This is a genomic window from Bradyrhizobium genosp. L (genome assembly GCF_015624485.1).
Taxonomy (GTDB): domain Bacteria; phylum Pseudomonadota; class Alphaproteobacteria; order Rhizobiales; family Xanthobacteraceae; genus Bradyrhizobium.
Window position 1 is genome coordinate 6,847,015 of record NZ_CP061378.1, and the last position, 13,444, is coordinate 6,860,458.

Sequence of the window (13,444 nt, forward strand, 5' to 3'; positions counted from 1 at the left end):
CGTATCCCAATTTGTTGTCATCAACAACAATCTTCCAATCGGCGTCTGACGCCGCGGCTCCGACGCCACCGTACTGGCAACACCTGACTGGTCCTGCTCAAAAACAGGGCAGCCAGATCCGCAAGCCCTCGAAACGCGTTCTTCGCAATCACACCAAGGCCCTGAAAAAATGGAATAATCGTGCTGACGGCGGACCTCGGGCAATTGTACACAATGGCACATTGCTTGCTTCGATCCACCTGCCATTCCTTCGCGCAAGGCCGTCGCCTTGCTGCTCAACAGACAGGGCCGATCACGTGACCGAGACTGTCGCAGCCATCCTCGCCGCGCACCGCGCCGGCGCGATGACCCCGGTGCAAACCGTGGCGCGCAGCTATCAGCGCATCCGCGACCACAACGATCCCGCCATCTTCATCAGCCTGCGCGACGAGGCGGACGCGATCGCGGAAGCCAAACGGCTCACGGATCCGACGCTGCCGCTCTACGGCGTGCCGGTCGCCGTGAAGGACAATATCGATGTCGCGGGCCTGCCGACCACCGCCGCATGCCCGGCTTTTTCCTATATGCCGACGCAAGACTCCACGGCGGTCGCGAAGCTGCGCGCGGCCGGCGCCATCGTCATCGGCAAGACCAATCTCGACCAGTTCGCCACCGGCCTGGTCGGCGTGCGCTCGCCCTACGGCATTCCCAAAAATCCGGTGCGCGACGACCTCGTGCCGGGCGGATCGAGCTCGGGTTCGGCGGTTGCGGTCTCGGCCGGCCTGGTGCCGTTGGCGCTCGGCACCGACACCGCGGGCAGCGGCCGGGTGCCGGCGATGCTCAACAACATCGTCGGCCTCAAGCCGAGCCTCGGGCTGATCTCGACCGCAGGGCTGGTGCCGGCGTGCCGCACGCTCGATTGCATCTCGGTTTTCTCGCTCACCGTCGACGACGCGATCACAGCGCTCGGTGTAATGGCAGGGCCCGACAATGCCGACCCGTTCTCGCGCGACCGGCCGCTGGCGCCGATCGCGGCGTTTCCGGCGAAGCTCAAGCTCGGCATTCCCAAGAACGGCCAGTTGATCTTCTTCGGCGATCGCGAGTCGGAGAAGGCCTACGACGAGGCGTGCAGGCGCTGGCAGGCGCTCGGCGCAACTCTGGTCGAATTCGACCTCGAGCCGTTCTACGAGACCGCGCGGCTGCTCTATGAGGGCCCGTGGGTCGCCGAGCGCTACCTGGTGATCCGCGACCTGCTGGCCTCGTCGCCTGACGCGATCCATCCGGTGACGCGCGAGATCACCATTCCCGGATCGCGGCTGTCGGCCGCGGATACGTTTGCTGCCCTCTACCGCTTGCAGGCGCTGCGCCGGGTCGCGGAACGCACCTTCGGCGATCTCGATGCGATCGTGCTGCCGACGGCGCCGACGGTCTATTCCGCCGCGCAGGTGCTGGCCAACCCGATCGAGCTCAATTCGCGGCTCGGCACCTACACCAATTTCGTCAACCTGCTCGATCTCTGCGGCCTGGCGCTGCCGGCGGCGATGCGCCCCGACGGCGCGCCATTCGGCATCACGCTACTCGCGCCGGCCGGGCGCGATGCCGAGCTTGCCAGCATCGGCCGCGTATTCCACGCCGACACCGGCCTTGCTATCGGCGCGAAGGCCCTGCCGCAGCCGCCGCTGGCCGCCGTGCCTACGCAGGCCGGCGCCGGCGAGATCACGATCGCGGTGGTCGGCGCGCACCTCTCTGGCATGGCGCTGAACGGCGAATTGACCGCGCTGAACGCGCGCCTGCTCGAAGCGACCGTCACCGCGCCGGACTACAAGCTCTACGCCCTCGACACCACGCCGCCAAAGCCCGGCATGCTGCGCATCGAGGCCGGCGCCGGCGCGTCGATCAAGCTCGAGCTCTGGGCGATGTCACCGGCCGCATTCGGCAGCTTCGTCGCCGCGATCCCGCCGCCGCTATCGATCGGAACGATCCGGCTAGCGGATGGGCGGGAAGCGAAGGGTTTCATCGTCGAGCCCGCCGCCATCAACGGCGCGAAGGATATTTCGGCCTATGGCGGCTGGCGGGCCTTCATGGCAGAGCGAGCGAAGGCGTAGGGTGGGCAAAGCGGAGCGTGCCCACCATCACGAGCGGAATACTGATGGTGGGCACGGCGCTCTGCGCCTTTGCCCACCCTACGGCTAGCCGGCGCACCGGAACGACGAGGCTACACCGACACCGCGTAAATCTCATACTCGCCACGCACCAGCTCGATATGGGCACGCATCGCGGCCGCGGCGCCGGCGCGGTCGCCGCGCAGGATGGCGACGACGACGCGGTCGTGCTCGGCGTGGGATTTTGCGAGGCGGCCGAGATTGCGGAACTGAGCGCGGCGGAACGGCTGCACGCGGACGCGGGTGGCGAGCGTCATTTCGGCGATGTAGGCGTTCTGCGATCCCGCATAGATCGCGTTGTGGAAGCGCTCGTTGACGGCGTGGAACCGGTCCGGATTGCCGGTGTAGCTCAGCACCCGCAATTCCTCGTGGATCGCTTCCAGCGCGTGGCGCTCCGCCGGCGTCATCCGTTCCGCGGCAAGGCCGGCGCACATCGCTTCCAGCTCGGCCATCGCCTCGAACATGCCGGTCAGACGATCCAGCGACGGCCGCGCCACCACCGCGCCGCGATGCGCGCGGGCATCGACCAGGCCGCTCGCGGCGAGCTGCCGCAGCGCCTCGCGCACCGGGGTGCGCGAGACGTTGAAGCGGCGCGCGATGTCGGTCTCGTCGAGCGCTGCGCCCGGCGCCAGCGTGCCGCGCACGATCTCGTCGGCAAGCTGCAGCCGCAGCTCCTCGGCGCGGGTGACCTTGTCGGCCAGCTGTGACGGACGATCGACACGCGGCACAAGCGCGTCCTGCTCCGCGCCTTGCAGCGGTGGTGCTCGCGTCGGAAGATCGTCCAGGCTCATGCCTCACTCACCTTATATCTGAGCATGATCTTTGCGGAAGATCGGGATCATGCTCGTGGTTCGTCGATGATGCTGACATGGGCCGCGACGATTCTCCAGCCCTCGGGGCAGCGGAACCAGGTCTGCATCTGGCGGCCCACCTTGCCCGGAGTTGACTCCCGATAGAACAAGGTCGAGGCGATCGCAGTGTCGCGGCCATAGGTCGTGATCACGGTGCGGTCGAGCTTGCGCGTCAGCCCGACCGGCGAGCGCCCGGCGCGGAAAGCCATGATCTCCGAGTAGCCATAAAGATTCTCGGCGATGCCATAGCGCAGCGTGCGGCTGTCGTTGCGGAACAGTTCGTCGAGCAAAGCGACGTCGTTCGTCACGAGCGCCTGTTCGTAGCGCTCGAACTGGGCGGTGACCTCGGCGACCACGTCGGGAAGATCGATGTCCATGTCAGATTCCTCTCGGCGCGGGAGCTACGGCAACGCCCATCTGTTCCAGCGCGTAAGCCACACGCAGCGCTATATCCTCGCGCCAAGGCGCGGCGATCAGCTGCACGCCAATCGGCATCGGCTCGAGCGGCACCGGCACCGCGACCACGGGCAAGCCGATGAAGGAGATCGGCTGGGTGTGGATGCCGATGTTGGCGCGCACCGGCAGCTCCACGCCATCGAGCGTGAAATTGACCTGGCCGAGTTTCGGCGCCGTGCACGGCGTCGCCGGCGCAAGGATCACGTCGACCGATTTGAACAGTTCCAGCACCTTGGCGCGATACCAGCGGCGGAATTTCTGCGCCTTGTCGACATGGACCGCCGGGATCATCGCGCCGGCGATCAAGCGGTCGCGCACCGCAGGATCGAAATCGTTGGGACGCTTGCGCAGGCGATCGAGATGCAGCGAGGCGCCCTCGGTCGTGGTGATGATGTAGGCCGCGGCACGGGCACGCGCGGCTTCGGGGAGCTCGACGATCTGCGTCGCACCCAGCGCTTTCGCCACGCGCGCGACGGCCTCGGTCGCTTCCGGGAAGACGTTCTTCTGGAAATAGCCGCCGGCGATCGCGATCCGCAAACCGCCGATATCATGGGGCAGCAAAGGCAACGTCGGCTCGAAGGAGCGCGCGGCACAGCCGGCATCATCGGCATCTGGCCCCTGCATCGCGTCGTAGGCGAGCGAGAGGTCTTTCACATTGCGCGCGAACGGGCCGAGATGATCGAGGCTCGCGACGAACGGAAAGGAGCGCGCGCGCGACAGCCTTCCGTAAGTCGGCTTCAGGCCAAAAATGCCGCAGAACGACGACGGCACGCGGATCGAGCCGTTGGTGTCGGAGCCGAGCGCGATCGGCACCAGCGCGCCGCCGACCGCGCTGCCCGAGCCGCCCGAGGAGCCGCCGGTCATCCGCGTGGGATCATGCGGGTTACGCGACGGGCCGTCGTGCACGTTCTCGCCGGTGAAGTCGTAAGCGTATTCGCCCATGTTGAGCGCACCGACCAGCACGGCGCCGGCCGCCTCAAGCCGCTCGATCAGCGTGGCGTCGCGCGGTGACGGCGGCAGGTCGCGGTTGATCTTCGAGCCCGCGCGCGTCGCGAGCCCCTGCACGTCGAACAGGTTCTTCACCGCGAAGGGAACACCGGCGAGCGGACCGACCGGTTTGCCGGCGGCAATCGCGGCGTCGACCGCCTTGGCGTTGGCACGGGCGCGGTCGGCGGTGACGTCGGTGAAGGAGTTGAGGACCTTGTCGTGCGCAGCGATACGCGCAAGCGCGGCTTCGGTCGCCGCAACGGCGGTCATCTTGCGACTTGAGACGGCTTGCGCGATTTCGGCGGCCGACATCAATGGGGATTGCTCGGACATGGCAATCAGGCCGAATAGATCGCCGCCGACTCGGTCTCGTCGGGCAGCGGGAATTCATCGACCAAGCGGGCCAGCCGCAGCGAGACGTCGAGATTGGCGCGCACCGCGGGACGCCAGGCGTCCTCCAGCGGCAACGCCATCGCGTGGGCGACGGCGTCGATATAGTCGTCGAGTGGATCGGCCATTTCGCTCCCGTTCGATTTTCTCAGTGCGTCGGCAACGGCGGATGCGGGATCGCCGTCAGCAGCTCCCTTGTATAGGCATCCTGCGGATTGCCCAAGACCTGTTGGGACGTCCCCTGCTCCACGATGCGCCCTGAGCGCATCACGATGACGCGGTCGCATAGCAGGCGCACCACGTTGAGATCGTGCGACACGAACAGGTAGCTCATGCCCATCGACTGCTTGAGGTCCTGCAGCAGGTTGAGCACCACGGCCTGCACCGAGACGTCGAGGGCTGCGGTCGGCTCGTCGAGGATGACGAGTTTTGGATGCAGCGCGATCGCGCGCGCAATGCCGACGCGAGCCTTCTGGCCACCGGAGAGCTGGTGCGGGAAGCGATCCAGGAGATTGACCGGCAGGCCGACCAGGCGCGCGAGCTCCTCGCAACGGGCGCGGAGAGCGTCGCGGCCCCTGATGTCGCCGAGCTGCAGGATCGGGTCGATGATCGCGCGCGCCGCAGTGAAGCGCGGATTGAGGCTGTCGGTCGGATCCTGGAATACCATCTGGATCCGGCTGCGCCGCGGCAGCCGCGCGAAGGATTGCGGCATGATGCCGCCGATGTCCTCGCCATCGAACAGGATACGGCCGGAGGTCTGGTCCAAGAGCCGCATCACCATCATCGACGTGGTCGACTTGCCGCAGCCGGATTCGCCGACCAGGCCGACGCTCTCGCCATGGCCGACATGGAAGCTGATGCCGTCGACCGCGCGGAAGACTTCCTCCTCGACCGGCGGCTTGCGGCCGAACAGTTTTGCGAGCACCGAGCTTGCGCCCTGGCGGGGATATTCCTTGACGAGCTTTTCGACGGAGAGGAGCGGTTGCCTGGTCTCGTCACTCCCGGGCTTGCCCCGGGGGTCCATCGACGAAGAAGCATCTTGCGAAGCCGGATGGATGGCCGGGTCAAGCCCGGGCATGACGGAGTTGGGCTTCACTTCCTCCTCCGGCAATAGATCGCGCAGCGACACGCCGAGCCGCGGCGTCGCGCGCATCAGCTTCTTGGTGTAGGCGTGCTGGGGCGCGGCGAAGATGTCGGCCGATTTCGCGGTCTCGACCACGCGGCCCTTCTCCATCACCACGACACGGTCGCAATAGGCCGCGGCGAGGCCGAGATCGTGGGTGATCAGGATGGTCGACATCGCGCGACGCTTGGTCAGCTCGACGATCAAATCCATCACCGCCTTCTGCGTCGTGACGTCGAGACCGGTGGTCGGCTCGTCCGCGATCAGGAGCTGCGGATTGCAGGCCAGCGCCAGCGCGATCACGACGCGTTGGCACATGCCGCCGGACAGTTCGAACGGATAGGCGTGATAACGCTCGCGCGGGCGGGCGATCTTGACCTGCTCCAGCGCCTCGATCGCCTTCTCGCCGCGGTCGTCAACCTGCGCCTGCTGCACGTGCTGGCGCAGCACGTCCTCGATCTGGTCGCCGACCTTGCGGATCGGATTGAGCGCGGCGCGCGGGTTCTGGAAGATCATCGAGACCTCGCGGCCGCGCAGGTCGCGCATCTGGCTCTCGGTGGCCGCCTTGACGTCGATGCCGGAGAACATCACCGAGCCCTCGGCGATCCTGCCGGCACGGTCGAGGATGCGCATCACCGCATACGACGTCACCGACTTGCCGGAGCCGGACTCGCCGACGATGCCGACGGTCTCGCCCTTGCCGACGGCGATGTTGACGTGCTGCACGGCCTTCACGATGCCGCGGCGGGTAGAGAATTCGACCGTGAGGTCCTGGACGTCGAGCAGCGGCTGAGGGCTCATTGGTGCCTCCTATCCAAAAAGCCGCAAAACAACCCCATGCAAAGGTGCGGAGAGGTAGCGAGGCACCGCGCCGAGACAGCCATCACGTCCTCCGCTGCGGGTCGACGATGTCGCGCAGGCCGTCGCCGAGCAGGTTGAAGCAGAACACCGCGATCATCAGGGCGAGGCCCGGGAACAGCGCGATCCACCATTCGCCCGACACCATGAAGCCGGCGCCCTCGGCGACCATGATGCCCCATTCGGCGGTCGGCGGCCGGACGCCGAGACCGATGAAAGAGAGGCCCGCGGCGTTGAGGATGGCGTAGCCCATGGTCAGCGACATCTGCACGATCATGATCGGCATGATGTTCGGCAGGATATGCACCAGCAGGATGCGAAACTCGCCATTGCCCGACAGCCGCGCCGCCTGCACGAAGCCGGCGTTGCGGCGGACATTGGCCTCGGCGCGCGCGACTCGCGCATAGAGCGGAAAATTCACGATCGCGGTGGCGATGATGATGTTCTGCACGGTGTTGCCGAGCGCAGCGACGATGCCCATCGCCAGCACAAACAGCGGGAAGGCCATGATGGTGTCGGCGATGCGGCCGACGATGCGGTCGGTCCAGCCGCCGAAATAGCCGGCGGCAATGCCGGCCAGCCCGCCCATCAGGAACACCAGCACGACGGAGGCGATCGCGATGAAGGTGTCGAGCCTGGTTGCGACGATGACGCGGCTGAAGATGTCACGACCGAGCTGGTCGGTGCCGAACCAGTGCGCCGACGATGGCGCCTTCAGCGCAGCGGCGGTGTCCGACGCCAACGGATCGTAGGGCACGATGTAGGGGCCGAACAGCGCGGCGAACAGGATCAGCACCAGCAGTGCGAAGGCGAAGCCGGTGACCTTGTTCTCGCTCAGCACGTAGCGTGTCTGATCGAGGATGGCGGCAAGCCCGGAGGTCCGCGCGGGACCGGCAGGCTCGACTGTCGGCGCGACGGTGCTCATGGTTAGCCCTCCAGCCGCACGCGTGGATCGATCACGCCATAGAGAATGTCGATGATGAGATTGAGCAGCACGTACATGACCGCCATGGTCAGCACGAAACCCTGCACCGGCGCGAAGTCGGAGGCGATCAGCGCCTCCACAGCATAGGAGCCGATGCCGGGCCAGGCGAAGACTTTCTCGACCAGCACGTTGGCGCCGAGCAGGAAGGAGAACACCATGGAGAGCGTGGTGATCACAGGCAGCATCGCGTTGCGGAAGGCGTAGGTGACGATCACCTTGCCCGGCGACAGGCCGCTGGCGCGCGCGGTGCGGACGAAATCGGAGGCCAGCACCGCCAGCATCGAGGCGCGCGTCATGCGCGCGATCGGCGCCAGCGAGAAGATCGCAAGCGTCACGGCGGGCAGGATCAGTTGGCTGAGCGCCGAGCGAAACGCTTCAGGATCGCGCGCGATCAGCGTGTCGATCAGGTAGAAACCAGTGACCGTCGGCGGCGCGGTGGCGAACACGTCGAGCCGGCCGAGCGGCGCCGGCGACCAGCCGAGCCGGAAATAGAACACATAGACCAGCACCAGCCCGGTGAAGAACACCGGCAGCGACACGCCGGCCGTGGTCGTGACCCGACAGAGGTGATCGATCCAGGAGCCCGGCCGCGTCGCCGCCAGCACGCCGAGCGGGATCGCGATCACGATCGAGACGACGAGGCCTAGCAGCGTCAGTTCGGCCGAGGCCGGCAGGCGATTGCGCAATTCAGCCGCGACCGGCTGGCCCGTCGTCAGCGACGTCCCGAAGTCACCGTGCGCGAGATCGTTGGTGTAATGGACAAACTGCTCGATCAGCGGCTTGTCGAAGCCGAGCTTCTTCCTGATCTGCTCGACCGCCTCTTTCGTCGCCGCGGGACCGGCGAAATATGCCGCCGGATCGCCCGGCAGTGCACGCGTGAGCAGGAAGGTGACGATCACGACGCCGATCAGCGACGGGATCGCGAACAGCAGCCGCTTGCCGATCAGGGACAGCATGGGTGCTCCCCCGCAGCATAGTGAAGAGCTACAACGGCAGTGGCAGGGCTCCCTCCCCCCTCGCGGGGTCCGAGGCGAGCGAAGCTCGCTCTTGAGGTTGGGGAGAGGGGTGCCGCTTGCTCCGCTGCGAGATGGAATCGGATTCTGCGAGAGGTTGTTCGGGATGCGGCGAAATAGCTCAGCACCGTTGTGCTCGACGTCTTCGTTCTGCGTATGCGGCTCACCCCTCTCCCCGCCCTCCCCCGCAAGGGGGGAGGGAGCCTGACGAGAGTGCTCACCTCACTTGCGCACGGCGATGTGTCGTGGACCATCGCCTCACCCCTTCGCCAGCGAGCGGTAGTCGAGCCGGCGGTGGAACCAGTATTGGTAGCCCGAAATGTTCTTCTGCATCGCGACGTTGACGAAGGGCTGGTAGAGCGGGATGCGGGGGATGTCGGTGAAGGCGAGGTCGACGAAGCCCTTCACGTTCGAATCGTAGGTTGCGTTGTCGCCGGTCGCGGCGGCCGCACGCGCGCCGTCGATGAGCTTGTCCATCTCCGGCGACTTGTAGCTCATGGTGTTGAAGATCGAATTGTTGCCGTGATAGCACCAGTAGAAGAAGTACTCTGGGTAATCGAGCCAGCCCGAGAACACGTTGGTGAACAGCGGCATTTCCTTCTTGGTCAGCTCGGTGCGCCAATTGGCGCCGGGCACCTTGTTGATCGTGGTCTTGATGCCGATCTGGGCGAGGCTCTCCTGCACCAGCACGCAGAGCGGCTCGTTGACCTGCGCGAAGTTCAAATCGAATGACAGCGTGGTCTCGAAGCCGTTCGGCGCCGCTTCCGCCATCAACGCCTTCGCCTTCGCCATGTCGGTCGCGTATTTATGCGGCTGCGGCCAGGCCACCTCGGTCGGCTTGTCGGCCGGCGCGCCGAACATCGGGTTCGCCAGCCCGAACATCACGGCGTCCATGATCTTCTGATAGGGCAGCGCATAGGCCACCGCCTGCCGCACCTTGAGGTTATCGAACGGCGGCCTGGTGACGTTCATGCCGATATACTGGATGCCGTTGGAGAACGGCAGCGAGACCACGTTGAGCTTGGCCTCCGCCTTCATCTCCTGGAAGTCCTTGTTCGGCAGTTCGTAGGAGATGTCGGCATCGCCGCGCTCCAGCAGCGCGCGGCGGTTGCCGGCCTGCGGCACCATGCGCCAGATCACACGCTTGATCTTCGGCAAGGGACCGCCGACCCAGGCGTCGTTGCGCTCCATGATGACTTCGGTGCCGGCGGTCCATTTCGTGACCTTGTAGGCGCCGGAGCCCGCGGTCTGCTGTTTTGTAAATTCGAGGCCCCAGGGATCCTTTTCGCTGGCGTTCTTCTTCACCAGCTCGGAATTGACGACGCAGGGCACGATGACCGCGAGGTCGGGGATGGTGAGCTTGTCCTTCTTCAGGAAGTCGACCCGCACCGTGTTGTCGTCCACGACCACGAACTGCTCGGGCTTGGTCAGCGATCCCGCACTCATCTGGAAAGTCGGGAAGCCGCCGACGCTCACCGCACGATCCAGCGACCATTTGACGTCCTTCGCCGTCACGGGCGTGCCGTCGTGAAATTTGGCGTTCTTCCGCAGCTTGAAGGTGACCGACATGTCGCCGATGCTCATGTCCTCGGCGAGTTCGCCCTTGAACTTGTCACGGTCGTAATAGGGCACGCCGCCCGGGCCGCTCTTCATCTCGTGGCTGATCAACCGGTCGTAGCAATTCCACGACACCTCGTAGCCGGGCACGTTGGTGCCGACGCCGTGGATATCGAGATTGTTGGGGCCGCCCTCGGAGACGATCAGCAGCGTCTCGGACCGCGCGTCGGCCTTGGCCGGCGACCAGATCGCGGGCGCCGTCGGCACGAGCGCGCCCGCCGCCAGTCCGGATGCCGATTTGAGGAAATCGCGACGCTTCATGTGATGCTCCAAATGCCTTTTGGGAAAAACGGCCTCTGGAACTGGGATCGCAAGGTTCGTGCCAATCCTTAACGAAGGCTTATTTCGCGTTAGCGCGCTGGAATCTCAGGACAAAATCCGGATCGGTATTGCGGTCTGGCAGCGTCGAATTGCATACAAAGACGGACTTTCTGCTCAATATGAGAGCAGCACGACCCTGCTGCTTGCTTTTGATGCGCGGCTGATAACGGTCCAAAAAACTAGACCGGCCAGATCAGCTCCTGCAGCTCGACGAGATCATCGACCTGGTCCGGCCAGCCCGGGATGCAGATGTGGCGGAGCGGATCGCTGGCCCGATGCAGCAGCATCAGCGCCATCAGCCGCCGCTTCAGCGCAAACGTCACCTCGCTGGGTGGAATGCCGAAGCCATCGAACAGGCTGCGCACCAGCCGCGGCTGGCCGGCCGCCATGAAGGCGCTGGGGCCGAGCAGGTCGTATTCGCGCCATCCGGCCTGCACGTCGCCGAAGTCGAACAGGCCGGCGACATGCCAACCGTCGCCGCGGCGCGCCAACAGGAAGTTTTCCGGGATGTATTCGCCGACGAGGATCACGCGCGATGCGTCGATCGGAAGCAGTGCCTCAGCGTCGCGCAAGAGATCGTCGAGCCCGGCGAGGAATTTTTGCGGCAGCCCCAGCCGTTCGTGGCGGGCGCGGCACTGCGCGATCTGCCCGCGCAGAAAGACATCCCAGCGCGGCTCGATCGCCAGCAGCGGACCCGGCGGCACGCGCTGCACTTCCGCAATCACGGCACCGACCTCGCCCAGCACGCGCTCCCGCTCGGCTGCCGCAAGCTGCGGCCACACCTGCGAACCCACGACGCCTTCGAGCCGGGTAATGATGAGATAGGGCCAGCCATCACGCTCGCCGACTGCTGCGAGATCGGGAATCGGAATGCCGAGCTGGCCGCGCAGCTGCTGGAGCGCGGCATGCTCGGAGACGAATTGCGGACGCAGAAACGGCGGAAAGAGTTTCAGGATCAGGCCGTCGTCGAGGCCAACGACGAGATTGGTGCCGGTCGAGAATACATGTGGCGTGATGCAGGCGAGCCCGTGGCTTTCGGCGATCTCGCGCACGATCGGAAGGAAGCGCGAGGTGTCGCCGCGCCAGGCGCGATAGCTGTCGTAGTCGGTGATGGATGGAAGATGCATCGGCGCGGCCTCCCCACGCTGTCGTCCTGGCGAAAGCCAGGACCCATTACCACCGAATTTAGTTGTAAGCGGGATCGTGGCCCCGGTCTCGTGCGACAATGAGCGGCCGGGGTAATGGGTCCTGGCTTTCGCCAGGACGACGGCTGAGTGCGCCACGCTCACCGGTCCGGGTTGGCGCGCTCGAACTGGCGCAACAGCTTGTTGCCGCGCTCGACTGCGTTATCCATCGCGGCTTGCGCGGAACGCTTGCCGGAAAACACCTGCTCGAGCTCCTCCTCGATGACGTCGCGGACCAGGACGAAGGAGCCGAGCCGGATGCCCTTCGAATTGTCGGTCGGCGGCTTCAGCGTCACCTCCTCGATCGAAATCGACGCGCCGGGATTGCGGTCGTAGAAGCCCTGCGTGCGCGAAAGATCGAACGCGGCGCGGGTGATCGGCAGATAGCCGGTGTTCTGATGCCAGCTGGCCTGCACCTCGGGCCGCGACAGATAGGCGAAGAACTTCGCCACGCCGGCATATTCGGCGCGCGGCCGGTCGCGCAGCACCCACAGCGTGGCGCCGCCGATGATCGAGTTCTGCGGCGCGCCCTGCACGTCGGGATCATACGGCATCATGCCGTAGCCGACCTCGAACTTCGAATTGGCCTTGATGTCGGCGCGGGTGCCGGACGAGCCGATGAAGATGCCGCATTCGCCCTTCTGGAAGCGCGGCTCGGCCGCCTGCCCGCGCCCGCTGTAGTCGAAGATCTTGGTCGACTGCCAGTCCGCGAGCTGCGCGATGTGGCGCACCACGATCGGATTGTTGAAGATCAATTGTGCGTCGAGCCCGCCGAAACCGTTGGCCTTGGTCGCGAGCGGCAGATTGTGGAAGGCGGAAAAATTCTCGACATTGATCCAGGACGGCCACGACGTGGTCACCCCGCACATCATGCCCGCCGAGCGCAGCCGCTTCGCCGCCGCGCCGACGTCGGGCCAGGTCTTCGGCGCGACCTCCGGATCGAGCCCGGCCGAGCGGAACATGTCCTTGTTGTAGTAGAGGATCGGCGTCGAGGCGTTGAACGGAAACGACAGCATGTTGCCGTCGAGATCGGCGTAATAGCCGGCGACCGCCGGCAGATAGGCCGAGGGCGTGAACGCCTCCGACTGGTCGCGCATCAATTCATACACCGGATAGATGGCGCCGCGCGCCGCCATCATGGTCGCGGTGGCGATCTCGTTGACCTGCACGATCGCCGGCTGGCTGCGCGAGCGGAAGGCGAAGATCGCCGAGGTGACGGTCTCGGTATAGTTGCCCTTGTACGAGGGCACGATCCGGTATTCGGACTGCGAGGCGTTGAAATCGGCGGCGAGCTTCTCGACCTGCTTGCCGAGCTCGCCCGACATCGCATGCCACCACATGATCTCGGTCGCGGCGCGCGCGGGCGATGCGAGCAGAACGGCCGCTGCGGCTGCGAGCGGCAGGAATTTCAGAAGGAGTTTCAAACCGAGCTTCACGGCGCCTCCGCTTGGCAACACGCCGTCATAGTGCGCAACCGTCACGGTTGCAATCGACACCGCCGGTTGCAGGCGGATTTAA

General features: G+C 65.7%; 11 protein-coding genes. 1 reads left to right on the forward strand and 10 read right to left on the reverse strand.

Going from position 1 to position 13,444, the window contains the following annotated elements:
- The first annotated feature begins 296 nt into the window (after positions 1-296).
- Positions 297-2,084: an allophanate hydrolase gene (gene atzF, locus IC762_RS32625; RefSeq protein ID WP_195786178.1), complete on the forward strand. Its 1,788-nt coding sequence runs from the start codon at positions 297-299 to the stop codon at positions 2,082-2,084.
- Positions 2,085-2,194: 110 nt separating this feature from the next.
- Here atzF and IC762_RS32630 read toward each other — a convergent pair whose 3' ends face one another.
- The 10 genes from IC762_RS32630 to ugpB all read right to left on the reverse strand — a co-directional run bounded on the left by IC762_RS32630 (position 2,195) and on the right by ugpB (position 13,266).
- Complete coding sequence (locus tag IC762_RS32630; RefSeq protein WP_195786179.1) at positions 2,195-2,932, reverse strand: GntR family transcriptional regulator; 738 nt, start codon at positions 2,930-2,932, stop codon at positions 2,195-2,197.
- 47 nt (positions 2,933-2,979) lie between these two features.
- A complete protein-coding gene (gene hpxZ, locus IC762_RS32635; protein ID WP_195786180.1) occupies positions 2,980-3,369 on the reverse strand; it encodes an oxalurate catabolism protein HpxZ in 390 nt (129 codons plus the stop codon).
- Between the two features lies 1 nt (position 3,370).
- A complete protein-coding gene (locus IC762_RS32640; protein WP_195790391.1) occupies positions 3,371-4,747 on the reverse strand; it encodes an AtzE family amidohydrolase in 1,377 nt (458 codons plus the stop codon).
- 26 nt (positions 4,748-4,773) lie between these two features.
- Entirely contained in the window at positions 4,774-4,953 is a 180-nt protein-coding gene (locus IC762_RS32645; RefSeq protein ID WP_195786181.1) for a DUF4089 domain-containing protein, read from the reverse strand.
- A gap of 20 nt (positions 4,954-4,973) precedes the next feature.
- Entirely contained in the window at positions 4,974-6,749 is a 1,776-nt protein-coding gene (locus IC762_RS32650) for a dipeptide ABC transporter ATP-binding protein (protein ID WP_195786182.1), read from the reverse strand.
- A gap of 82 nt (positions 6,750-6,831) precedes the next feature.
- Entirely contained in the window at positions 6,832-7,731 is a 900-nt protein-coding gene (locus IC762_RS32655; RefSeq protein ID WP_195786183.1) for an ABC transporter permease, read from the reverse strand.
- A gap of 2 nt (positions 7,732-7,733) precedes the next feature.
- Positions 7,734-8,747 carry an ABC transporter permease gene (locus IC762_RS32660; RefSeq protein ID WP_195786184.1) on the reverse strand — a complete coding sequence of 338 codons (1,014 nt, stop codon included), beginning with the start codon at positions 8,745-8,747 and terminating at the stop codon, positions 7,734-7,736.
- A gap of 315 nt (positions 8,748-9,062) precedes the next feature.
- A complete protein-coding gene (locus IC762_RS32665; RefSeq protein ID WP_195786185.1) occupies positions 9,063-10,682 on the reverse strand; it encodes an ABC transporter substrate-binding protein in 1,620 nt (539 codons plus the stop codon).
- Between the two features lie 239 nt (positions 10,683-10,921).
- Entirely contained in the window at positions 10,922-11,869 is a 948-nt protein-coding gene (locus IC762_RS32670) for an aminoglycoside phosphotransferase family protein (RefSeq protein ID WP_195786186.1), read from the reverse strand.
- A 158-nt stretch (positions 11,870-12,027) separates the two neighbouring features.
- Positions 12,028-13,266, reverse strand: a complete 1,239-nt coding sequence (gene ugpB / locus IC762_RS32675) for a sn-glycerol-3-phosphate ABC transporter substrate-binding protein UgpB (protein ID WP_246801728.1) — start codon at positions 13,264-13,266, stop codon at positions 12,028-12,030.
- Between the last annotated feature and the right edge of the window lie 178 nt (positions 13,267-13,444).